The following is a 24585-nucleotide window of genomic DNA, read 5'->3' on the forward strand; positions in this document are numbered from 1 at the left end:
ACCCTAACTGCCTTTGCCGAGTTTTGCCGCCTTTTCCTTGTCTATCCACCAGAGTTCTTCAACAGGGAAGAAATAGCGAGGCGGTTCTTCCGGATAACCGTAGATATCCCACATCGCAACGGTATGGATGTTCTTGTACCACTGCGGTATCCAGTAATGCCCGGCCCGCAGCACCCGGTCCAGGGCCCGGGCGGCGGTGGTCATTTCCTCGCGCGACCGGGAGGCAATCACCTTGTCGATCAGCGCATCGACGACGGGGCTGGCAATGCCGGCGACATTGTAGCTGCCCGGTATCGCGGCCGCCCTTGATCCCCATATGTCGCGGATGCTGTCGGACAGCGTGGCGTCAAGGCTGAACCTGCGGCTGGCGATATCGAAATCATAGTCGTTCAGCCGCGACTGGTATTGCGCCGGATCGACGACGCGCAGGTTCGCCTTGATCCCCAGTCTCTCCAGGTTCTTGATCAGCGGATTGGTAATCCGTTCAAAAGCCGTCGTGTTGTTCAGGAACTCGATCGTCAACGGGCCTCCGTCCGGACCGACCAGCATGCCTCCCCGGCGCTCATAACCTGCCTCTTTCAGCAGGTTGCTTGCCTTGCGCAACTGGCTGCGGTCATTGCCGGAGCCGTCGCTGACCGGCGGCATGATCGGCTCACCGAAGACGGTTTCGGGCAGTTGGTCGCGGAACGGTTCCAGAAGGGCCAGTTCTTCCGGCCGGGGCGGCCCGACCGCTTTCATGTCGGAGTTTTCGAAAAACGACTGTGTCCGCACGTACAGCCCGTGGAACAGGTTCTTGTTGGACCATTCGAAATCGAAAGCATAGCCGAGTGCCTCGCGAACGCGAGGATCCTGGAATTTCTCCCGCCGCGTGTTGATGAACCAGCCCTGAGCTCCGGACGGGCGCCCGTCCGGAAATTCCGTGCGCACGACCTTGCCTTCTTCAAATGCGGGGAAATTGTATTCCGTCGCCCACGTCTTGGAGACGAATTCCTCCCTGTAGAGCACATTGCCTTTCTTGAAGGCCTCGAACGCCACCTGCTGTTCGCGGAAAAACTCGATCCGGAGAACGGCGAAATTGTAGCTTCCCACCACGACGGGCAGTTCCTTGGCCCAGTAGTTCTCGACGCGGTGGTATTCGACATAGCGCCCGACAGCCTGCTTGCCGACCTTGTACGGGCCGGAGGACAGGGGCGGCGTCAATGTCGACTGCTTGAAGTCGTAGGCCGTATAATACCGCTTGGAAAAGATCGGAATGGTGGAGGCGATCTCCAGCGGCAACTGACGCGCCTGGGTTCCGTCGAACACAAGAACGACCCGGTAAGTGTCCACAACCTCCACTTCCTTCAGCGCATTCAGCGGCTGGCTCAGCATCGGGTGGCCATCCGCCTTGATCAGCATGAGCGAAAAGGCGACATCCTCGGCCGTCAGCTTCGAACCGTCATGGAACCGCGCCGCGGGCCGCAGATTGAACGTGAAGACGTTGCGGTCTTCGGAAACCTCGACCGTTTCGGCGACCAGCCCGTAGACGGCGTCCGGCTCGTCCCAGGCCCGCACCATGAGCGTGTCGAAACACAGCTCCATGCGTGGCGGCGCATCTCCTTTCAAGATGAAGGAATTGAAGGTGTTATAGGTCTGGACGTTCTGGTTGTAATACCAGTAGGGCGCCTGAAACGAGAAGGTCCCGCCCTTCGGGGCATTCGGATTGACATAGTCGAAATACCTGAAGTCCGGCCCGTATTTCAGGTTGCCGAACACGGAAACGCCGTGCTGGGGGCCGTTCACGGGAGGCTCTTCGGCGGCCAGCGCAGCCCCTCGCCTCCAGGGCACCGCGGCCAGCAGCGCCGCCGCACCCGTGAGTTTCAGCACTCGCCTGCGGGATGGAAAGGAAAACCCGCTCATCGCTGAGCTCCGACACTGGCGGCCAGTTCCTCGTCGTACCACCAGATGGTCGGGAAGCCGTGCGTGTACTCCGGAATGTTATCCGGACGACCAAAGCGGTTCCAGCGGGCCGTGCGAAAGACCCCGGAATACCACTGCGGGATGACGAAGTTATGGTGCATGAGCACGCGGTCGAGAGCGTGCGTGGCCGCGACCAGCGTCTCACGGTCGTCCGCAAAGATCAGCTTTTGGATCAGCGCATCGATGCCGGGGTCCTTGATGCCCGCATAATTGAAGGATTGCTGCTGGTCGGCGGCCGCGGACCCCCAGTAGTCACGCTGTTCGTTGCCAGGTGAAAGGGATTGCGCCCACCCAAGCGTGGTCATTTCAAAGTCACGGCTGCGAATACGGTTCGTGTATTGGGGCGTGTCCAGAATCCGAAGCCTGAGATCGATGCCGAGTCTTTTCAGGTTCTGGGCATAGGGGAGAACATAGCGCTCGCTGTTCGGGTCGTTGTCGACGAACTCGATCGTGAACGGCTCTCCCGTTGCGCGGTTGACCAGCGTATTGCCCCTCAGTTCGTAACCTGCCTCCTGGAGCAGGCTCAGCGCCTTGCGCAGGTTCGAGCGAAGCTTTTGAGGATCGCCGTTCACGGGGTTCTCGTAAACTTCCGTGAATACTTCTTCGGGAATCAGATCGCGAACGCTTTCCAGGATCTCGAGTTCCTTGCCTTCCGGCAGTCCCGAGTGAGCGAGTTCCGTTCCCGCGAAATAGGAAGCCGTTCGATTATACTGGTCATAGAAGGCGGTGCGATTGATTGATTCAAAATCGAATGCCAGGTTCAAAGCGCGGCGGACACGTTCATCGCTGAATTTTTCCAGACGTAGATTGGGGACGAAGGCCTGCATGATGCCGCGCCCCTCGTCCGGGAACTTTTCCAGTATGATCTGGCCGTTTTCGACTGGAGGCACCTGATAGCCGGTTGCCCAGTTCTTTGCGACATTCTCGGAGCGCCAGTCATACTGATCGCCCTTGAATGCCTCGAGCAGAACGGTCTGGTCGCGATAGGAATCGTACTGGATCTCATCGAAATTGTAGGTTCCCACGCGAATGGGCAGGTCTTTCCCCCAGTAGTCTTCGACCCGTTGGTACGTAACGCGTCGATTGGGTTCGAAACTCCCGATCTTGTAGGGACCCGAGCCCAGCGGCGGCTCCAACAGGCTGCCGCCGATGTCCCTCTGGTTTCCGTCGTCTCCGGTTCCGGTCCACCAGTGTTTCGGCAGCACCAGCAACTGGCCCAGGATATGCGGCAGTTCCCTGTTTCCCGTCGTGTCGAATTCAAAGCGCACGACCCCGTCCGGGAGCGCCTGTGCCGACTTGACGTTCTGATAGTAGAACTTCTTGCGCGGATCCAGTTCGGTCGCCTTTTCAAACGACCAGACAACGTCTTCCGGTGTAATCGCCTGGCCGTCATGCCATTTCGCGTCGGGGTTCAGCCGGTATTCGACCCAGGAATAGTCCTCGGGATATCTGACCGCCTCTGCAATGACCCCGTATTGCGCGCTGATGTCGTCTTCGTCCAGCGCCTGCTCCATGAGGGTTTCATAGATCAGTCCGATGCCGGGAGCGATGCTTCCCTTCGGAAGAATGGGGTTGAACGTATCGAAGCCTCCGATGCTCGATAGCCGGACCTTCCCCCCTTGGGCGCATCCGGTTCCACATAGTTGAAGTGTTCGACGTCAGGGCTGTAGCGCGGTTCTCCGGTCAGTGCCGTGGCATGCCGCCACTGCGGCTCGGCTGATTGCCCGTAAGCCAGGTTCAACCCCGTCATGGACACAACGCCTGCCAGCACAGCTTTCGCTGCTGTCGATTTCAAACCGCGCCAAGTGAACACCATCGGCTTCTCCGTCCCTCCGCTTTTATCCCAATTTTGCAGATCTCTAACGCTAACTTAGGCACCAGCCGCCCCCACGTCACCTGCTGGTTGCCCATATGACAGAAATTTAACCTGCCTGGGGAACGCCGCCGTCGGGCAAATCCCTCGGGCCCTGCTTCGAATTGGCCTTCTGGGCATACATCCGGTTGTCCGCGATCCTCAGCAGATCTTCCACCGTTCCGGCATCCGCGGGGAAACTCGCGTTGCCGATACTGGCCCTCATGTCGATCCTGGCTCCGGAAAACTCGAAGACCACGGAGATACATTCCAACAGCCGCGTCAGGAACGCTTCCTTTTCGTGACGGCGCATTGTGCCAGGGGTCAGGACGATGAACTCGTCGCCGCCGACCCGGGCAACCGTGTCCGTCTGACGGGTCTCGACCTGCAGCCGCCGGCCGACTTCGATCAGCAGCTGATCGCCCACCGCATGGCCGTAGCTGTCGTTGACGGGCTTGAAGGCATCCAGATCCACGTAGAAGATTTCAAACCCCACCCCGGACCGCTCGCACATGCTTGCAAGCTGGAGCATGCGTTCCTCCAGAAGGCGCCGGTTTGCCAGGCCGGTGAGCGGGTCGTGGAGGGCCATGGAGCGGACCTTGTAGACCTCATTGATCAGAAGAAACGCCATCGTGCCGAAGACCAGGGAAATCAGGCTGCCGGCCAGTTGGGTGAACCAGACCTGGCTGCCGGTATTCGTCCAGCCGGTCTCCGGATAGCCGATCAGTTCCCAATTAAGCCCTCCGGGAAGATGAAGGGGAAGCGCGATATGGTCCTTGTCGAGAATGGCCGGGCTGCCGAACGTGACGCTGGCCGCGCCGACTGCGTTCTTGTTGAGAACCGCCGTGCGGAGCCCGCCGACACCATCCTTGAGGCCCGCGGCCGACATCAGGCCGTCCTCATCGAGGACGAGGGTCGCTATACCCCAGTAGCTCCGGTCCTTGATCGGCTGGCCGGGAAAGGCCGGCAGGAAAACCGGTATCCGGATCACGAGCGCCCGGCCGCCCTGGACGAGATCCAGCGGGCCGGCAATTACCACTTCGCGCTTCGTCATGGCCTCGCGGATCGCCGGCCATTGCGAAGAGTTCATCCGGTAGTTCAGGCCGAGCGCCGCCTCGTTGGGTTCCTGCGGATAAACGCCACGAAGGATGTTGTTGGGTGCAAGCCCGATTGACCGGATGGACGGGTTTTCCTCAACCAGATCGGCAGCGATCTTCAGATAGTCCGCCATGTCGAACGGCTTGTCGCCCAGTTGCGCGACATAGGCCCTGATGCCGAGCCCGTGAGCAACCGTCCGGCTGATCTCCCGCTCAAGGCGCGCGCGCGCCTCGGACAATTCAGCCGTTGCTTCGCGCTTGTGCTGGGCAACCAGCCCGTTGCGCACAAGCTGGCCGACATGCGCCGTGACTGCAATGCCGGCGAAAAAACAAACGCCCGCTACAATGGACGCGGCAAGCGTTCCACTCGACTTCGAAAAGATACGCCGTGTCAGATGAGCTCCCATATGGTTCTCGCCTGTCCCTCGCCCGCACCGATACTATACTACGAGGCACAAGAAAATGTTAAATTTTCATGCCGCCAAAGTAAAAAAAGCCGGATATTTAATCCGGCTTTTCGTTCTTCATATATATTTTAAGCTTTCGCCTGGAATTTACTCTCCAGGCAGAGGTTGAGGCGAGTCAGCCTGCTGACGAAGATAGGCGATTATGTCCGCCCGGTCTTCGGGTTTGCGCAAACCGGCAAAGCCCATGGACGTGCCGCTCACGTAGCCCTTCGGGTCGGCCAGGAAATGATCCAGCTCTTCATAGGTCCACGCGGGCTGTTCCTCGCCGAACTGCGCCATCGCCGCAGAATAGCTGAACCCGTCCACACCGCCGGGCTTCCGGCCGACAACGTTCCACAGGGCCGGCCCGACCTTGTTGGCGCCGCCCTGTTCAAATGTGTGGCAGGCCTGGCATTTCTTGGCGACATTCTCGCCAGCGTCGGCGGACGCTTCGATCAGGCGTTCGGAGATCGGTGCCACCTCCGGAACCGCTTCCACTTCCGAAGTCGCATCTTCTTCGGAGGCAACGACGATCTCATATCCCGGCTCGCCGGGAATGGTCGGCTCGAAGATTATGTCGGATACGATTCCAACACCCATTGTCAGAATAAGCACCATCAGGACCGCGCCGGCGGCCTTGTTCAGCGTGAAGGAATCCATTCTCTCCGGCTCCAAGCTCATACGCGTCCGGGCTCGCAATATGAGGCTGCGAACCCTATCAGCTTTTCAAAAGTCGCCGGAACCTAAAAATTTTTGACCTTGCTGTCCATAGCTTTAAAAGGACATCTGATACGACAAACGGACGCGGCAGGTGTTTTTCACGTCTTGCCGGGCCCGTCCGGCCCAATGGAGACCCTCGTGACCGCTGCCCTTGTCCTGATTCCGGCCCGCCTCGCGGCGTCCCGCCTTCCCCGCAAACCGCTGGCCGATATTTGCGGAAAGCCAATGATCGTGCGGGTTCTCGAACAGGCCTTGAACGCGGATATCGGCCCCGTGGCCGTCGCCTGCGACGACAAGGACATCGCCGAAGCAGTCCGCGACAACGGCGGCACCGCCGTCATGACCAGACCCGACCATGCTTCGGGATCCGACCGCATCCATGAAGCCGCCGAGCTTCTGGACCCGGAACGGAAGCACGAATTCATCCTGAACGTGCAGGGGGACGTGCCGCTTATCGCCCCGGAGGCGATTCGGGCGGCGTTCGCTCCGCTGTCCAATCCGGAGGTTGCCATCGGCACGATCGCCACCGAACTCGATCCTGCATTTCGCGACGATCCGACATTCGTCAAGGCGATCATAACCCCGAATGGCCAGGGCCATCACCGCGCGCTTTATTTCACCCGCGCAACGGCCCCGAGCGGGGACGGCCCGCTGCATCACCATATCGGCATCTATGCCTACCGCCGCACCGCACTGGCCGATTTCGTCAGGCTGCCCCCCTCGCCGCTGGAGATGCGGGAGAAGCTGGAGCAGCTGCGGGCCCTGGAAGCGGGCATGCGCATCGACGTATCGATGATCGACAGCGCGCCGATGGACGTCAACACACCGGAAGACCTGGCACGCGCACGCGCGGCCTACCAATCACTTTGAAGCAGGCTGCTGCAAGGCGGAAAGACCCATGACCGACAGAAAAAGAATTGTATTCCAGGGAGAGACCGGCGCCAATTCGCACATGGCGTGCCGGAGCGTCTATCCCGACTATGAAGCCATCCCCTGCGCCACGTTCGAGGACTGCTTCTCCGCCATGGCGGACGGCTCGGCCGACCTCGCCATGATCCCGATCGAGAATTCGGTCGCCGGGCGCGTCGCGGACATTCACCACCTGCTGCCGAAATCGGACCTGCACATCATCGGCGAATATTTCATGCCGATCCGCTTCCAGCTGATGGCGCCGAAAGGCGCGACGCTCGGCGGCCTGAAAAAGGTCCAGAGCCACATCCACGCCCTCGGCCAGTGCCGGAAGGTCATCCGCGAGCTGGGGCTGACGACGATCGTCGGCGGCGATACCGCGGGATCCGCCCGGCAGATCGCCGAACTGGGAGATCCGTCCGTCGCCGCGTTTGCCCCCGAGATGGCGGCCGAGATCTACGGCCTGGACATCCTGCGCCGCGATGTGGAGGACGAGGCGCACAACACGACGCGTTTCGTGATCCTGTCACGGGACGAATTGCTGGCCGCGCATAACGGTCAGCCGGTCATCACCACCTTCGTTTTCCGAGTCCGCAACGTGCCGGCCGCCCTCTACAAGGCGCTTGGCGGATTTGCCACGAACGGGGTGAATATGACAAAACTGGAATCGTATCAGCTCGAAGGCCAGTTCTTCGCCTCCATGTTCTATGCAGATGTGGAAGGTCACCCGGACGATCCCGCGGTTGCCCTTGCGCTCGAGGAACTCGCCTTTTTCTGCGCAGAGCTGAACATTCTCGGCGTTTATCGCGCCAGTCCCTTCAGGGACAAGATCAAGGAACCGGAAGCCAATCGCGCTCTGCGACCTAATCCCCATTCCTAACGCCACACGTTGGCGCATTCAGAGGACCATATGACCGAAACGAGATTTGACGCCCTGTGTATTGGTAATGCCATCTGCGACGTATTCGCGCATGTCGAAGAAGACTTCCTCCTCCGGGAGGACCTCGTCAAAGGCGCCATGCGCTTGATCGATACGGAAGAGGCCGTGCGCCTTTTCGACAAGATGGGACAGACCGTCCGCATTTCGGGCGGCAGCGCCGGCAATACGGCTGCCGGAATCGCGTCGCTCGGCGGCAAGCCGGCCTATTTCGGCAAGGTTGCCGAAGACGAACTCGGCGATAGCTATTACCACGACATGAACGGCACGGGCGTCTACTTCAATACGCCGCGCCTGAGGGATTCCAACCCGACCGCACGCTCGATGATCCTGATCACGCCGGATGGCGAGCGGACCATGAACACCTATCTCGGCGCCTGTGTCGAATTCACCCCCTCGGACGTCGACGAAGACGTCGTCGCGGCTTCCGCAGTCACCTATATGGAAGGGTATCTGTGGGATCCGGAAGAGGCCAAGAAGGCGTTCCTGAAAGCTGCGGAGATCGCTCACAAGAACGGCCGGAAAGTGGCCCTGACCCTGTCCGATTCCTTCTGCGTCGACCGCTATCGCAGCGAATTCCAGTCGCTCCTCAACGAAAAGGTCGTCGATCTCCTGTTTGCCAACGAGCATGAGCTTCGCGCGCTTTACGAGACGTCGGATCTCGACACCGCCATCAACGCGGCCCGGGAGACCGGTGCCCTGACGGCGCTCACCCTCGGCGAGAACGGGGCGATGGCGTTCAACAGGGAAGAGACGGTGAAGGTGTCCGCCCAGGCCATCGACAACGTGGTCGACCTGACCGGCGCGGGCGACCTGTTCGCCTCCGGGTTCCTGTTCGGCCTTGCCCGCGACTACTCGCTGAGCGATGCCACGTCACTCGGCTGCGTGTGCGCGGCAAATGTCATCACCCATGTCGGCGCCCGCCCGGAACGTCCGCTCAAGGACGTTGCCGCCCAGAGCGGGTTCGACATCTGAATCACAAAGCACGAGGGCGGTCAAACGACCGCCCTTTGTATTTTTCTAGTCCGCCAGGTCCTGCACGCTCACGACACCGCCATTCTCGTCCAGGCGGTAGATGATCGGAGTGCCGGTGCCCAGTTCGCGCTTCAGGATTTCTTCCGGGCTGAGGTCCTCCAGCTCCATGATGAGCGCCCTGAGAGAGTTTCCGTGGGCGGCGACGATGGTCCGCTTGCCGGAGAGGACCCTGGGAAGGATCTCGGTCTTGTAATAGGGCAGCACGCGTTCGGCCGTCATCTTGAGGCTTTCGCCGCCCGGAGGCGGAACGTCATAGGACCGTCGCCAGATATGCACCTGGTCCTCGCCGAATTTCTCGCGGGCCTCATCCTTGTTCATGCCGGTCAGGTCGCCATAGTCGCGCTCGTTCAGGGCCTGGTCCTTGATGGTCTCGAGACCCGTCTGGCCGAGCTCCTCCAGGATGACATCAAGGGTCTTCTGCGCCCGTGACAGGACGGAGGTGAAGGCCAGGTCGAAGGTCAGCTTCAGATCCCTGAGCTGCTCGCCGGCCTTGTGGGCTTCCGCAAGGCCCTGCTCTGTCAGACCCGGGTCTTTCCAGCCGGTGAACAGATTCTGCAAATTCCATTCGCTCTGTCCGTGACGGACAAGCACAAGAAGGCGATCCATGCCTTTCTCCTCAAGCTAACTGCGAGACCATTCCACGTTCTTCCAAACGCGGGACACGCCCTAATCGTTCAGGCCGAGCACGTCGGCCATCGAATAAAATCCCGGCTTCTGGTCGAACCCCCAGAGTGCCGCCTTGACGGCTCCACGCGCGAACAACTGGCGATCTTCGGCACGATGGGTCAGTTCGATCCGCTCGCCCTCGCCGGCGAAAATGACCGAATGCTCCCCGATCACCGATCCGCCGCGCAGCGTCGCGAAGCCGATATCGCCCGTCTTGCGCGGATCCATGATGCCGTCGCGGGAGCGCACGGAGCGCGCGGCAAGTTCGATGCCCCGGCCCTCGGCCGCGGCCTCGCCGAGCAGCAGGGCGGTTCCCGAAGGCGCGTCGATCTTGTGTTTGTGATGCATTTCAAGAACTTCGATATCGAAATCCGCATCGAGGGCGGCCGCTGCCCTGCGCACGAGACTGGCCAGCAGGTTGACGCCCAGGCTCATGTTGCCGGATTTGATGATCCGCGCATGGCGCGACGCCGCCAGCAGGGGTTCGTCCTCCCCCTCCGCCCAGCCGGTGGTGCCGATGACATGGACGATACGGGCCTGCGCCGCCAGTTCGGCGAACCACAGGCTTGCGGCCGGGGCGGTGAAGTCCAGCACCCCGTCAGCCGCGGCAAAGGCCGTCAGCGGATCGTCGGTCAGGGCAACGCCCAGTTTGCCGGTGCCGGCCAGTTCGCCGGCGTCCTGGCCGAGAAGATCCGAGCCCTCCCGTTCGATCGCGGCGACGACTTCAGCTCCCGGGGTTTCGGTTACGGCACGGGTCAAAGCCCGGCCCATTCTGCCGCCGGCTCCAACCACAACCAAGCGCATCTGCCCCATCGGGTTCCTCACATTCAACTCTCGCTGGGGGTATAGCAGTTTCGCCGATGGAGGCAAACGCTTGATGTCATCGTATTCCCGCAGGGCAAGCGCAACAAAACCCTCGTGAATTGTGGCAATCCACATGGATCCCAATCCAAGGTAAACAGCAAGACGAATCGCCTACAGCGTGTGAATAGATTCAAGGTTCTAATTCACCAAAGATAAACGCTGGGCCGTATACGCTCACACAAGTGGATTATTCGCTCTCACAAGTGTGGATGCAGGGGCAAGACTTCATGTTCGGGACTTCGGACATCCGGCAGGCTGGAAGATCAACTCGTAGCGTAGACGACGCGCTTCGCGATAAGGCTGTCTCGCCTGCCCGGACCCGGGCGCAGAATGCTCCTGCGTGCCAACCGCAGAACGGGCCTACGGGAGCGCCTTTTTGAGACTGAATTTTTCCATCCCTTTCAGCCGGCTGATACTGGTGCTGTTCACGCTGGGGCTTGTCGGCACGGCCGTCGCGCTGTTCTGGATAACCTATCTCGGCAGCGTGTCGATAGCCGAACACGAGATCGCCCGCACCGCCAGATCGAAGGCAACCCTCGCCCGCCTGGTCTTCATGCAGCATCTGGACCAGTTGGAAGTCCAGATCCGCGAGGTGGCGGCCGATCCCGCAATCCGCACAGCGCTTGCAGACAACGACAAGGCCGCCGCCAGGAAAGCGATCGAGCGCGCAACGCAGGGCATGACCAGTGCGACGCTCGATATCCTGCTGATCGACCGTCCCGGCGAGGACGGCTGGGTGAACACCAGCCTGGGCCTGATCGACCTGAGCCATCAGCTGCCGCCAGATGTCCGCGCGGCTATGCCGCCGGATATCTGGATCACGTACTCGGAGCACGATTCGGAGCCGCTGATGGTGACCACCGCGCTCGCCATTCTGGTTCTGGATCCGGAAACGGGCCAGGTGCTGGGCAGGATCTTCGGCGGAACCACCGTCACCGACTCCTTTACCCTGCCCGGGGAACTGGCAAAAGCACTGCAGCTGGACGAACTGGCTTTTTATCACCACGGCCACGTGGTGGCAGGCATGGGCGACCTGACCCGGGAAGTCCTGCCCGAGACGCTCATGGCGTCCGACGAGGACGTCGCCTATCATCTGAAGGGCGACAGCCTCTACGTCCATATACCGTTGATGATGGACGTGGACGGACATCATCTGTCCGCCGTCACAAAACAACCGGTCGACACGCTGCAGAAGGTGGAAGACACCTACAGCCGCCTGTTCACGCCCTTCCTCATCTACACCGGCATCCTTGCAATCGGTGCCGCCCTGATCGTGAACAGGATCACCACCACCGGCCTCGCCCGTCTGCTGACCTACGCCATGAGCCTGCGCCAGGACCGCGTGGTGAACGTGCCGGCTCCCGGCTTCATCGTCGAGTTCAACCAACTGGCCACCATGTTCCAGGCGGCGTTCGAATCCATTCGCAACCGCGAGGCCCAGTTCAAGGAGATGATCGACGGCTCCCTGCACGGAGTTCTGGTGCATGCCGACAACCGGATCCTTTACGTCAACGAGGCATTGCTGAAGATCCTCGGATATGACCCGGGCGCCCCGGAGCAACTGGTCGGCGCGCCGGTGCTTGAGATCTACGCCTCCGATGAACACAGCCGGCTGCGCAGCTATTACGATATGGGCAAGAATGGCGGCGCGCCCCGGGCCTATGAAATCAAGGGCCTTACGAGAACCAGTGAACCCATCTGGCTGGAGCAGCATGTGCGCGTAACCGAGTGGCGCGGCGTGCCGGCCTACTACGCCACGATCACCGATATCAGCGAGCGAAAGCGCCAGGAAGAGCTGGCGACCAAGAACGCCAATTTCGACATCCTGACCGGCCTTCCGAACCGCCGTCTGTTGATGGACAGGCTGACTCAGACCATTCAGCGCAACAATCACATCGGCGAAATGACCGCGCTGATGGTCCTCGATCTCGACCGGTTCAAGACCGTCAACGAGACCTATGGCCCGAAGGCGGGCGATCAGGTGATCGAGACCATGGCCGCGCGCCTGACGCAGGTCCTCGGACCGGAACAGACAGTGGCCCGGATGGGCGGCGACGAGTTCGCCATTATCCTGTCAAACCCGGAGGACCGGTGGCAGATCGAGCAGGTTGCCCGCGACATCCTGAGCGAAGTCGAAAGGCCGGTCGAACTGGAGGGCAATGCCCGGATCGTGCTTGCCGGCAGCCTGGGCATCACGCTTTCGCCCAATGACGGCGACGACGACGAGGCGCTGCTTCTGCAGGCGAATACCAGCATGTACCAGGCCAAGGCCGAAAGCGGGTCCAGCTACCGGTTCTATGCCACGCGAATGAACGAGCAGACCGCACGATCCGGCCAGATAGAGGCGGCGCTGCGCGAGGCCGTCGAGCGCGGTGGCCTGCATCTGAACTTCCAGCCGATCATCGATTATCCCCAGGGCCGGATCGTCAGCTGCGAGGCGCTGGCCCGCTGGATCGACCCGAAACTGGGCTCCGTCCCGCCGTGCGAATTCATCAAGGTTGCCGAAGAGAGCGGGCTGATCGTTCCCCTGGGAGAATGGGTGCTCCGGGAAGCCTGCCGCTTTTACCTGTCCTGCAACCGCAACGGATTGCAGCTGGACAGCCTCAGCGTCAACATTTCCCCCGCCAATGCCGCGACGCCGGCTTTGTCGGCCGGCTTGAAGAAATCCTCACCGAGACCGGCATGGAGCCGGCCCGGCTGCATCTGGAAATCACCGAGAGCGTGATGTTCGACGACCAGCGCGCCGACCCTATCAAGATCCTCGAAGCCATCAGCGCGCTCGGCGTGAAGATATCGCTCGACGACTTCGGCACCGGTTATTCCTCGCTCAGCTACCTGAAACGCCTGCCGATCGACACGCTGAAGATCGACCGGTCGTTCATCATGGAGCTGGAACGGGATGCCGATGGCCAGGCGCTCGTAGAGGCGATCGTTTCAATGGCCCGGTCGCTGGAAATTTCAGTGATCTGCGAAGGCGCCGAGACCGCCGAGCAGTGCGATCTCATCTCCTCTTTCGGCTGCGCCCTCATCCAGGGCTACAGCATCGCCCGGCCGATGGCCGGCGTCGATTTCCACCGGTACCTGGCGCGCATGAACGGCCTGAAACACGTCATGGGGCGGGCCGGTTAGGCTATGGCCCCATACGGCCGCAGTCAACGCACAGCCTGGTTACACAGACGACCTCATCCTGAGGAGCGAGCTCGCTCGCGTCTCGAAGGATGGGCTGCTTGCGCGAAATATGCCGCCAATCCTTCGAGACGGACCTGACGGTCCTCCTCAGGATGAGGTGATTTTCCGCAGCAGGTTCACAGTTGACACGAACAGGCTCCCCCAACTCACACCCGGAGCGTTTCTCGATCCGCTTCAGGCATTTGACGAGGTCGTCCGGCTTCCTCGGCCGGGGGTGGCGGTGCGCGATGTGGTCCATCGGACAAGCGGGCGACGCCGATGGGCCGGCGATTTTTGCGCAGACAAAAACGGGGGCCGAAAGGCCCCCGCATTGCTGTCCACCGGGAACACGCCGTTACTCGGCGTCTTCCTTCGGGGCTTCCTGACCGGTTTCCTGATCGACGACCTTCATGGACAGGCGCACCTTGCCGCGCTCGTCAAAGCCCATGAGCTTGACCCAGACCTTGTCGCCTTCCTTGACCACGTCGGTGACCTTGGCGACCTTCTTCGGGGCCAGCTGGGAGATATGGACCAGCCCGTCCTTTGCGCCGAAGAAGTTCACGAATGCGCCGAAATCGACACATTTCACGACGGTGCCCTCGTAGATCATGCCCACTTCCGGCTCGGCGGCAATGGAGTTGATCCAGTTGACGGCGGCCTTGATGGCCTTGCCGTCGGCAGAGGCGATCTTGACGGTGCCGTCATCCTCGATGTTGACCTTCGCGCCGGTCTTTTCAACGATTTCGCGGATCACCTTGCCGCCCGAACCGATGACTTCACGGATCTTGTCGACCGGGATCTTCATCACTTCGATGCGCGGCGCATGCTCGCCGAGCTCGGCACGGGCTTCCGTGATGGCCTTGGACATTTCACCCAGGATGTGGATACGGCCGTCCTTGGCCTGCGCCAGCGCCACCTTCATGATCTCTTCGGTAATACCGTGGATCTTGATGTCCATCTGCAGCGACGTGACGCCCGTGCGGGTCCCGGCAACCTTGAAGTCCATGTCGCCGAGGTGATCTTCGTCGCCCAGGATGTCGGAGAGAACCGCAAAACGGTCGTCTTCCTTGATGAGACCCATGGCGATGCCGGCAACCGGTGCCTTCAGCGGAACGCCGGCATCCATCAGCGACAGCGAGGTGCCGCAGACGGTTGCCATCGACGAGGAGCCGTTGGACTCGGTGACCTCGGAAACCACGCGGACGGTGTACGGGAACTCGTGATGCGGCGGCATCACCGGGTTGATCGCGCGCCAGGCCAGCTTGCCGTGGCCGATTTCGCGGCGCCCCGGAGAGCCCATGCGGCCGGTCTCGCCGACGGAATAGGGCGGGAAGTTGTAGTGCAGCATGAAGTGCGACTTCACGGTGCCTTCCAGAAGGTCGATATACTGCTCGTCTTCGCCGGTGCCGAGAGTGGCGACGACGAGACCCTGGGTTTCGCCGCGGGTGAAGAGGGCTGAACCGTGTGCCCGCGACAGAATGCCGACTTCCGACTCGATCGGGCGGACGGTGGACAGGTCGCGCCCGTCGATGCGGGTGCCGGTGTCCAGGATGCCGCCACGGACGATCTCGGCTTCGAGCTTCTTGAACTGGCCGCTGAGGACCGTCGATTCGACGGCTTCGCCTTCCGGAGCATTGGTGATCAGCGCCTCGACGACCTTCGCCTTGGCGGCGTCGACCGCGTTCTTGCGCTCGGTCTTGGAGGTGATCTTGTAGGCGGCGCTCAGCTCTTCGGACGCCATCGACTTGATCTTGCCGAAGAGTTCGGAATAATCCGGCAGAACCAGATCGCGCGGTTCCTTGGCAGCGGTTTCGGCGAGCTTGATGATCGCGTCGATGACCGTCTGGAAACCCTTGTGGCCGAACATCACTGCACCGAGCATGATGTCTTCGTCCAGTTCCTTGGCTTCCGATTCCACCATCAGGACCGCATCGCCGGTGCCGGCAACGATCAGATCCAGAGAGGATTCCGGCATGTCGTCAACGAGCGGGTTCAGAACGTATTCGCCATTGATGTAGCCGACGCGCGCGCCGCCGATCGGGCCCATGAACGGCACGCCGGACAGGGTCAGCGCCGCGGAGGTCGCGACCATGGCCAGAATGTCGGGAGCGTTTTCCAGATCGTGCGACAGAACGGTGATGACCACCTGGGTGTCGTTCTTGTAACCTTCCGCGAAGAGCGGGCGGATCGGACGGTCGATCAGGCGGGACGTCAGGGTTTCGTGCTCTGACGGACGGCCTTCGCGTTTGAAATAGCCACCTGGGATTTTGCCGGCAGCAAACGCTTTTTCCTGGTAGTTCACGGTGAGCGGAAAGAAATCCTGGCCGGCCCTGGGTTCCTTGGCGGAAACGACCGTCGCCAGAACCTTGGTTTCACCATAGGTCGCCATTACGGCGCCGTCGGCCTGACGGGCAACCTTGCCCGTTTCGAGGACGAGCGGGCGGCCGCCCCACTCGACTTCTACGCGATGAATATCAAACATCATCTGTCCTTACAGCTTTGTCTGCTCCCCGGCTGCTTTCGGTACAGCACAAGAAGAACACACACATTCCCGGTCGGCCCCGTACGGGCCGGTTACCGGCGGACAGGCCACGGGCAAGACAGCAGGCTGCTTTCGGAAATCGGATCAGAAAGAAGCCGGCAATCCTGCCCCATGACGTGTCACGAGGTCTCTATAATGCGTTTGCCGTCAAAAGGGAAACGCTGTTAAGAAAAAACGCGGCGGGTGAAATCACCTGCCGCGCTTTTTGGATAGTGCGATCTTAGCGACGAATGCCAAGACGTTCGATGAGCGTTTTGTAACGCTCTTCGCTTTTGCCGCGCACGTAGTCCAGAAGGGACCGGCGCAGCGCAACCATCTTCAGAAGGCCGCGGCGGGAGTGATTGTCCTTGCCATGGTCCTTGAAGTGTTCGGTCAGGCTGGTGATGCGCTCGGTGAGGATCGCAACCTGGACTTCCGGAGACCCGGTATCGCCTTCCTTGGTCGCATATTCCTTGATCAGCTCGGCTTTGCGCTCTGCAGTAATCGACATCGCTCTTTCCTTTCGAAGAGTTGCGGCCAGTTTAACTGGCACGTTGGACTGCCGGAGGACCGGCCTGATCCGAATGTTTCCAGAGCCGAGATGTCGTTCAGCAAAGGATCCGTCCGGACGAATTGAGCCTTACTGCCCAATGGCGGCGGAATATGGCGGAAAAGCAGGGAAAAAGCCAGAACTTTCTCGGAGCTTTCCGCCATCGTTCAAAGCTACAGATGAAACACCCGCGTCGGCTGGAAACGGCCCTTGTCGACCGAGCCGATGGCGACCGGTACGTTGGCGTGGCTGGCGAAGGCGATTTCCGTGTTGAGCGGGGCTTCGCGGCCCCTCAGAAGCACGGCCATGCCCTTGCGGATCCTGGCGGCATCGTCGAGTGACACCGCTACTTCGACCAGTTCCTCCATGGCCTCGCGCACGGGCAGGACGAATTCCTCGACCAGGGACTGCACGCCCTCGTCTTCCGCCAGCTCTCCGGCCGCTTGAAGAATTTCGTCCAGTCCGACCATGTCGTCTTCACCGAACGGCCCGACCAGCAGGCGGCGGAGTGCGGTGACGTGGCCGCGCGTGCCGAGGCGGCGGCCGAGGTCGCGCGCCAGGGCGCGCACATAGGTGCCCTTGCCGCATTCGGCCTCGAAGACAGCTCGGTTTTCGTCCGGGCATTCCACCAGATCCAGCCGGTGCACGTCGATGGGTCGGGCCTCGAGCGTCACGTCCTCGCCGTCGCGGGCCAGATCATAGGCCCGCTCGCCATCCACCTTTATGGCGGAGAATTTCGGCGGAACCTGGAGGATGGTACCGGTGAACTCGCCCAGGACGGCGGCAATGGCATCAGGCGCCGGACGCAGATCGGAGGTGGCGGTCACTTCGCCTTCCGTGTCGTCCGTATCGGTTTCCACACCCCAGGTCACCTCGAAACGGTAGACCTTGCGGCCGTCCATGACGAAGGGGACCGTCTTGGTGGCTTCGCCGAAAGCGACCGGCAACAGACCGGAGGCGCGCGGGTCGAGGGTGCCGGCATGGCCGACCTTCTGGGGCGAGAATATGCGCTTTATCCTGCTCAGCGCTTCATTCGACGTGATGCCGTAGGGCTTGTCGAGCACCAGCCAGCCATTGATGGCGTTCTTTTTTCTTTTGATCTGTTTTTGCCGTGCCATTTGTATTCGTTTTCAAGATCCAACAATGTCCGTCGCAAGGAAGGGAGGAATTCGTTACGGCATCAGCAATTGCCGCGTCAGCTTTCCTCGCCCTCGTCGTTTTCCAGATCCTTCGCCACGTCCGGGGAATGCAGCAGAGACTCGATCCGGTCGTCATCGTCGAAACGCGTGTCGAGCACGAAACGCAGGTCGGGCATGTATTTCATCGTCAGCCGGCGGGACACCAGGCCGCGCAGGTATTTGGCGCTGCGGTTGAGCGCCTTTTCGACCTTGTCCGCGTTCTTGCCGCCGAGCGGCATGACGAGACAGGTCGCCAGACGCAGGTCCGGTGTCATCCGCACTTCCGGAATGGTGACGATGACGCCGTCCAGATCCGGATCGGACAGCTCGCCGCGGGTCAAAATGTCCGACAGTTCCTTGCGCACCGTTTCACCAACGCGCAGCTGGCGTTGGGACGGTCCACGGCTGTCTTGTCCGTGATGTCTTGCCATTCTTGTTATCCTGTTCAGCGCCATTGCGGATCAGCACAGTGCGCGACTGAGCGCCGACCCGGAATGAGGATGCCTTGAGCCGCGGCAGCGAGCCGCAAGACCCGGTCTCCGCATTTGCCGGAACCGGTCTCGCGCACGTGCCTCAGGGGCGGGCGTCCATTTGCAAAAAGAGCGCGCTTGCGCGCGCCCTCATATCTGGTTTCCGGATCAGCGTGCGGCAACACCGCAAGTGCCCGGAACGGTGTTCCTGCAGCTCAGGCTCAGAGCGTCCTGGCGATCTGCTCGACGCGGAAACATTCGATCACGTCGCCCGGCCGCATGTCCTGGTACTTGACGAAGTTCATGCCGCACTCCTGACCGGATTCGACCGACTTGACCTCGTCCTTGAAGCGCTTGAGCGTGCCCAGTTCGCCTTCGTGGATGACCACGTCGTCGCGGATGAGGCGGACGTTGGCACCGCGTTCCACGACGCCTTCGGTAACCAGACAGCCTGCAACCTTGCCGACCTTGGAGATGTTGAAGACTTCCCTGACTTCCGCATTGCCGAGGAAGGTTTCCCGGCGCTCCGGAGACAGCAGGCCGGACATTGCCGCCTTCACATCGTCCACCAGATCGTAGATCACGTTGTAATAGCGGATCTCGATCCCGTCCCGGGCAGCGGCTTCGCGGGCCTGCTTGTTGGCACGCACGTTGAAGCCGATGATCGGGGCCTTGGAGGCGGACGCCAGCGTGATGTCGCTTTCCGTGATGCCGCCGACACCCGACAGCAGGATCCGTGCGCCGACTTCCTCATTGCCGAGGTCGTTGAGCGCATGGGCGATCGCTTCCGCGGAGCCCTGCACGTCGGCCTTGAGCACGAGCGGGAATTCCTTCCGGCCCGTTTCCTGCAGCCGGTTCATCATCTGCTCGAGCGAACCGCGCGTGCCGGTCGCGACCACGGAGGCCTTCTCGCGGATCTGGCGCTGACGATAGTCGGTGATTTCACGGGCGCGGGCTTCGTTTTCGACGACCGCGACCAGATCACCGGCTTCCGGCGTGGACTGGAAGCCCAGAACCTCGACCGGCTTGGCGGGACCGGCTTCCTTCACCGGCTGACCGTTTTCGTCGAGCATCGCACGGACGCGGCCCCACTCCGCACCGGCGACAAGAATGTCACCCGGCCTGAGCGTACCCTTCTGAACCAGAACGGTTGCCACCGGCCCGCGGCCCCGGTCGAGCTGCGCTTCGATGACGACGCCTTCCGCGGTCCTTTCCGGATTGGCCTGAAGCTCCATGACCTCTGCCTGCAGCAGGATCATTTCGAGCAGCTTGTCGAGGTTGTCCCCGGTCTTGGCGGAGACTTCGACGTCGATGATATCGCCGCCCATGGATTCGGTGACGAGATCCTGGCTCAGCAGTTCCGTACGGACCCGGTTCGGATCGGCGCCCGGCTTGTCGATCTTGTTGATCGCGATGATGATCGGAGCCTCGGCCGCCTTGGCGTGCGCGATCGCTTCCTTGGTCTGCGGCATGACGCCGTCATCCGCGGCAACGACCAGGATCACGATATCGGTCGCCTTGGCGCCGCGGGCACGCATTTGCGAGAAGGCGGCGTGGCCCGGCGTGTCGATGAAGGTGATCTTCTGACCGTCCTGATCGACCTGGTAGGCGCCGATATGCTGGGTGATGCCGCCGGCTTCGCCGGTGACCACCTTGGACTTGCGGATCGCGTCGAGCAGCGACGTCTTGCCGTGGTCGACGTGACCCATGATGGTCACGACCGGCGGACGCTGCGACATTGTGGACGGATCATCTTCCAGAGTGAACAGTCCTTCTTCCACGTCCGCTTCGGAGACGCGTTTTACCGTGTGGCCCATTTCCTCGGCAATCAGTTCAGCCGTATCGGCGTCGATCACGTCGTTGATCTTGAGCATCTGCCCCTGCTTCATCAGCAGTTTGATCACGTCGACGGCACGCTCGGCCATACGGTTGGCGAGTTCCTGGATGGTGATAGCTTCCGGCAGGACCACTTCACGCGAAATCTTTTCGCGCACGACCTGCTGCTGACCGCGCTTGGCCTTTTCCTGGCGGCGGCGCATGGAAGCAAGCGAGCGTGCCCGCTGACCGTCATCGCCACCAGTGGCCGCGGAAATCGTCAGCTTGGACCGGCGACGGTCGTCGCCGCCGCGCGGACGGGCCACGGGCGCCGGGGCCTGTTTCGGACGCTTGACGGCGCGCACGTTCTTGCCGGCACGGTCGTCATCACTTTCTTCGCGGGTGTCCGGTTTGACCGGTGCCGCGGGCGGGGCTTTCGCCTGCCTGCCCATGTCGTCCAGGCTCGGCGGCTTGCCGCCGTCCGCATGGGCCGGCTTGCGAACCGTCCGCTGCGCTTCGGAAGCCTCGGCCGCCTCGGCTGCCGCTGCCTGTTCAGCCACCCTGGCTTCTTCGGGCAGTGCTGCGATCCGGGCCGCTTCCTCGGCTTCGCGCTTGGCGCGCTCTTCCGCTTCGACCTTGGCTCGCGCTTCCTCTTCAGCCTGGCGCTGAGCTGCTTCCACCGCGCGGCGTTTTTCCTCTTCCTCGCGGCGCTTGCGGTCTTCGGCCTCACGTTCCTTGGACATCTGGAGCGCAGCCGCACGGGCCGCAGCTTCTTCCTTGGTCAAGGAACGCAGGACATTGCCGTTGCCTTTTTGGCGCGGCTGACCGGCAGTCGCCGGCCGTCGGCCCTGCCTGGCCGCCTGCGATTCCGGCTGTTGCTTGCGCGGTGCTTCGGAAGGGGTCTCAAGCCGCTGCGTCGTCTGCGCCGGCGCTTCCGGTTTCGGCTCCTGCCCCGGAACTACAACACGGCGCTTCTTCTTTTCCACGACGACGGCTTTCGTCCGGCCATGCGAGAATGACTGCCGAACAGTTCCCTGGTCGCCACCCCCGCGCTTGAGGCCAAGCGTCTTGCCACGCTCAACGCTGATTGTCTTGTCGCCTGGATTTTTCGTATCGCTCATATTGCCTTCAGTCCTGCGCAACCGCCTTTTTCAAGCGTCGCTCTATTTGCCGTCTGCGTCGGAATAACGGCGAAAACGCTCCAGGTCACGCACTCGTGCCAGAAAGTTTTCGCTCGCATGTCCTGCAAGCAGTGCAGCATGTATCACATTTGACCGGCCCAATGCCAAATCCAATTGAGCCGAATCGAACAAACGGACGACATGGCATCCATCTGCGGTTTCCTTTGTGCCGGCGGCCACCGCCGCCAGCTTCCGTACCCCGTCCTCTGCCGCGTCCGAGGCATGGACCAGCCCGACGACGGGATCCCGCCGCAGGGCTGCTTCAACCTTTGCATTCCCGGTGACCAGCTCACCCGCCTTGCGCGTCATGGAGAGCGCCTGCAGCGCTGACCGTTCCATGAGCGCATCGACACGCTCCGCCAGTCCGGGCTCGACACGGGCTTCACCCTTGAAGCCCCTGCCGAAAACTTTCTTCCGGTCTTTTTCGGCAGCGACAACAATGTCACTTGTCGCCGTCACCCAAACACCACGCCCGGGAAGCACCCGCTTCAGATCCGGGACCACCTCTCCCTCGGGGTCGAGCACGAACCGGATCAGCGAGCTGATGGGGCGAACCTCCCGGGTGACGGCGCATTGCCGCTCGGTCGGTTCATTCTTCCTGGGCACGCTGCCACTCCTCAGATCACCTGCCCGAAAGCAGAAAACTGACCAACCATAAGGTGTTGGAGCATCCATGTCATCCGGACCGGATGCTCCCGCGGAGGCTTTCCAGCCTCTCTTATCCGTTCAGGATCACGCCGCTCGGCGCTTCTTCCTCTGCCGCAACAGCCTCGACGTCCTCTTCAACGTCTTCGTCCGCCTCGGCGCCTTGAGCCGCGAGTTCTTCCTCGGTGATCCAGCCTGCCGCCAGGCGGGCCGACATCACCATGTTCTCAGCATCCGCACGGGATACATCGAACCCGGAAAGAGCCCCGTCGAAACGCTTGGTCTCGCCGTCCTTGCGTTCGACCCAGCCGACGAGATCGTCCGCGGCACATCCGGCGAAGTCTTCGATCGTCTTGATACCGTCCTTGCCAAGCGCAACCAGCATAGCGGTTGTCAGCCCGTCAATCGACCGTAATTCATCGGAAACTCCGAGTTCGATCCGCTCTTCGTCGAGTTTTGATTCCAGCTCGCCCAGATAGTCCCGCGCACGGGCCTGGATCTCGACCGCGGTGTCCTCGTCAAAGCCCTCGATCATGGAGATTTCATCAAGCTCCACATAGGCGACTTCTTCAACGGAGGTGAAACCTTCGGTGGCCAGCAACTGGCCGACCATCTCATCGACGTTGAGAGCTTCCATGAACAGCTGCGAGCGTTCCTGGAATTCCTTCTGACGGCGTTCGGATTCCTCCTGCTCCGTCATGATGTCGATGGCCCAGCCTGTCAGCTGGGACGCAAGGCGCACGTTCTGGCCGCGACGACCGATTGCAAGAGATAGTTGGTCATCCGGGACCACAACTTCAATACGTTCCGCGTCCTCGTCGAGAACAACTTTCGCAACTTCCGCCGGCTGCAGCGCATTGACGATGAAGGTTGCCGGTTCTTCGTTCCACGGAATGATGTCGATCTTTTCGCCCTGCAGCTCGCCGACGACCGCCTGAACACGGCTGCCGCGCATACCCACGCAGGCGCCGACCGGATCGATGGAGCTGTCCTTGGAGATCACGGCGATCTTGGCGCGCGATCCCGGGTCGCGGGCAACGGACTTGATCTCGATGACGCCGTCGTAGATTTCCGGCACTTCCTGGGCAAAGAGCTTGGCCATGAACTGCGGATGCGTGCGCGACAGGAAGATCTGCGGGCCGCGCTGTTCCCGGCGCACGTCGTAGATGAAGGCCCGGATGCGATCACCGGTGCGGAAGATCTCCCGCGGGATCAGCTCGTCACGGCGGACGATACCCTCGCCGCGGCCGAGATCCACGATCACGTTGCCGTATTCGGCGCGCTTGACGACGCCGTTGATGACTTCGCCGACACGGTCCTTGAATTCGTCATACTGACGATCGCGCTCGGCTTCGCGCACCTTCTGCACGATGACCTGCTTTGCGGACTGGGCTGCAATGCGGCCGAAATCCAGCGGCGGCAGCGGCTCGGCGATATAATCGCCGATGCTGGCTTCCGGGTTGCGGGCCTGCGCATCGGCCAGGGCGATCTCGGTAGAGACGTTTTCCACGACCTCGACAACCTGCAGAAGACGCTGCAGGCGGATCTCACCGGTCTTCGGATTGATTTCTGCACGGACTTCCGTTTCGGTGCCATACCGGGAGCGGGCCGCCTTCTGGATCGCATCTTCCATCGCATTGATGACGATCATCCGGTCGATCGATTTCTCCCGGGCGACCGCGTCGGCGATTTGCAGCAGTTCCAGCCGGTTCGCGCTGATTGCCATATTCCACTCCTCTTGCGCCGTTAGCCGTACCAAGGGGCCTGTCGAGCGCGTTTCTTCTTGCCACCAGGCGTAACCGCCTAGTTGGGTTTGTTGTCCTGTGTCAGCTCATCGCCGTCGCGGGCGGCCAGAGCCGCCTTTTCCGCCTTCAGAGCTGCGGTAATCAAATCGTCGGTAAGCACCAGCTTGGCTTCGCCGATATCTTCGAGCGGCAAACCAACCGTGTCTTCCTCACCTTCGCGCACATCCGGCAGACGCACCTTGGCTGCGCCGTTTTCAGCGCCGAGCAGGGTTCCCCGGAATCGCTTCCGGCCATCCTGCATCACTGCCATTTCGACCTTCACCTCATGCCCGGCCCAGCGATCGAAATCGCCGACACGGACGAGAGGACGGTCAATTCCAGGGGATGAGACTTCAAGATGATAGGCCCGGTTGATCGGGTCATCGACATCAAGAGCAGGCGACACGGCGCGGCTGACGGCTTCGCAATCCTCGACGGTCATGGTGCCGTCGGTGCGTTCGGCCATGATCTGCAGCGTGCAACCGTTCAAAGCGCTGATCTTGGTGCGCACCAGCCGGTACCCGAGATCTTCGATCACCGGTTCCACAATTGCGGCAACGCGGGCCTCCAGACCCTGCTCCGTCACAATTCTCGGTTCGTGTGCGCTCACACTTGGCTCCCGTTTACGGCTTTAAGCATCAGATGCGCCTGATTGTCGGTTTACATAGAGCAATCCTGCTGAATTTCTTCGGTTTCCGGCCTTGTGTAAGCAAAAAAGAGCGGGTCCCCGGCGGGCCCACTCTCAAAATGCCCAGATAAGCCGTTTGAGGTGAAACACGGGCTGTATA

16 protein-coding genes and 2 pseudogenes are annotated in these 24585 nt (G+C 61.4%); 4 read left to right on the top strand and 14 right to left on the bottom strand.

All coding sequences use genetic code 11. The features are described from left to right. Positions 1 to 3: 3 nt before the first annotated feature. From ON753_RS19050 to ON753_RS19065, 4 genes and pseudogenes are all read right to left on the bottom strand, one after another. Positions 4 to 1899: an extracellular solute-binding protein gene (locus tag ON753_RS19050; RefSeq protein WP_265964447.1), complete on the bottom strand. Its 1896-nt coding sequence runs from the start codon at positions 1897 to 1899 to the stop codon at positions 4 to 6. Next, positions 1896 to 3775 (bottom strand): annotated as a pseudogene (locus tag ON753_RS19055) (extracellular solute-binding protein). The gene ON753_RS19050 and the pseudogene ON753_RS19055 overlap by 4 nt, the downstream one beginning before the upstream one ends. A 106-nt stretch (positions 3776 to 3881) precedes the next feature. Next, positions 3882 to 5315 (bottom strand): diguanylate cyclase, encoded by a 1434-nt coding sequence (locus ON753_RS19060; RefSeq protein ID WP_265964448.1) that lies wholly within the window; start codon positions 5313 to 5315, stop codon positions 3882 to 3884. A 147-nt stretch (positions 5316 to 5462) separates the two neighbouring features. Further along, on the bottom strand, positions 5463 to 6014 hold the full coding sequence (locus ON753_RS19065; protein WP_265964450.1) for a c-type cytochrome: 552 nt from the start codon (positions 6012 to 6014) through the stop codon (positions 5463 to 5465). Positions 6015 to 6200: 186 nt separating this feature from the next. On the opposite strand from ON753_RS19065, the gene ON753_RS19070 reads away from it, so the two are divergent. The 3 genes from ON753_RS19070 to ON753_RS19080 are packed head-to-tail and all read left to right on the top strand — an operon-like array spanning position 6201 to position 8895. Beyond that, on the top strand, positions 6201 to 6944 hold the full coding sequence (locus ON753_RS19070) for a 3-deoxy-manno-octulosonate cytidylyltransferase (RefSeq protein ID WP_377047140.1): 744 nt from the start codon (positions 6201 to 6203) through the stop codon (positions 6942 to 6944). 28 nt (positions 6945 to 6972) lie between these two features. Continuing rightward, positions 6973 to 7863 (top strand): prephenate dehydratase, encoded by an 891-nt coding sequence (locus ON753_RS19075; protein ID WP_265964454.1) that lies wholly within the window; start codon positions 6973 to 6975, stop codon positions 7861 to 7863. Between the two features lie 30 nt (positions 7864 to 7893). Beyond that, positions 7894 to 8895, top strand: a complete 1002-nt coding sequence (locus ON753_RS19080; RefSeq protein ID WP_265964456.1) for an adenosine kinase — start codon at positions 7894 to 7896, stop codon at positions 8893 to 8895. Between the two features lie 45 nt (positions 8896 to 8940). Here the strand turns inward: ON753_RS19080 and ON753_RS19085 are convergent, their stop codons facing one another. Then, positions 8941 to 9561 carry a 2,3-bisphosphoglycerate-dependent phosphoglycerate mutase gene (locus ON753_RS19085; protein ID WP_265964457.1) on the bottom strand — a complete coding sequence of 207 codons (621 nt, stop codon included), beginning with the start codon at positions 9559 to 9561 and terminating at the stop codon, positions 8941 to 8943. Between the two features lie 60 nt (positions 9562 to 9621). Then, a complete protein-coding gene (gene dapB, locus ON753_RS19090) occupies positions 9622 to 10425 on the bottom strand; it encodes a 4-hydroxy-tetrahydrodipicolinate reductase (RefSeq protein ID WP_265967207.1) in 804 nt (267 codons plus the stop codon). A 1456-nt stretch (positions 10426 to 11881) separates the two neighbouring features. Here dapB and ON753_RS19095 point away from each other — a divergent pair. Continuing rightward, positions 11882 to 13614, top strand: a pseudogene (locus ON753_RS19095) (putative bifunctional diguanylate cyclase/phosphodiesterase). Positions 13615 to 14008: 394 nt separating this feature from the next. Here ON753_RS19095 and pnp read toward each other — a convergent pair. The 8 genes from pnp to rimP form a co-directional block, all read right to left on the bottom strand. After that, positions 14009 to 16135, bottom strand: coding sequence for a polyribonucleotide nucleotidyltransferase (gene pnp / locus ON753_RS19100; protein WP_265964459.1), 2127 nt, complete (start codon positions 16133 to 16135; stop codon positions 14009 to 14011). A gap of 280 nt (positions 16136 to 16415) precedes the next feature. Continuing rightward, positions 16416 to 16685, bottom strand: a complete 270-nt coding sequence (gene rpsO, locus ON753_RS19105) for a 30S ribosomal protein S15 (RefSeq protein WP_265964462.1) — start codon at positions 16683 to 16685, stop codon at positions 16416 to 16418. Between the two features lie 212 nt (positions 16686 to 16897). After that, positions 16898 to 17842: a tRNA pseudouridine(55) synthase TruB gene (truB, locus tag ON753_RS19110; protein WP_265964465.1), complete on the bottom strand. Its 945-nt coding sequence runs from the start codon at positions 17840 to 17842 to the stop codon at positions 16898 to 16900. A gap of 77 nt (positions 17843 to 17919) precedes the next feature. After that, positions 17920 to 18333, bottom strand: coding sequence for a 30S ribosome-binding factor RbfA (gene rbfA, locus ON753_RS19115; protein WP_265964467.1), 414 nt, complete (start codon positions 18331 to 18333; stop codon positions 17920 to 17922). A 260-nt stretch (positions 18334 to 18593) separates the two neighbouring features. Then, complete coding sequence (infB, locus tag ON753_RS19120) at positions 18594 to 21308, bottom strand: translation initiation factor IF-2 (RefSeq protein WP_265964470.1); 2715 nt, start codon at positions 21306 to 21308, stop codon at positions 18594 to 18596. A gap of 42 nt (positions 21309 to 21350) precedes the next feature. Further along, a complete protein-coding gene (locus ON753_RS19125) occupies positions 21351 to 21974 on the bottom strand; it encodes an RNA-binding protein (protein WP_265964473.1) in 624 nt (207 codons plus the stop codon). 112 nt (positions 21975 to 22086) lie between these two features. After that, on the bottom strand, positions 22087 to 23739 hold the full coding sequence (nusA, locus tag ON753_RS19130; protein ID WP_265964474.1) for a transcription termination factor NusA: 1653 nt from the start codon (positions 23737 to 23739) through the stop codon (positions 22087 to 22089). A gap of 77 nt (positions 23740 to 23816) precedes the next feature. After that, positions 23817 to 24407, bottom strand: a complete 591-nt coding sequence (gene rimP / locus ON753_RS19135; RefSeq protein WP_265964476.1) for a ribosome maturation factor RimP — start codon at positions 24405 to 24407, stop codon at positions 23817 to 23819. Between the last annotated feature and the right edge of the window lie 178 nt (positions 24408 to 24585).

The organism is Roseibium salinum, from assembly GCF_026240905.1.
Classification (GTDB): domain Bacteria; phylum Pseudomonadota; class Alphaproteobacteria; order Rhizobiales; family Stappiaceae; genus Roseibium; species Roseibium salinum.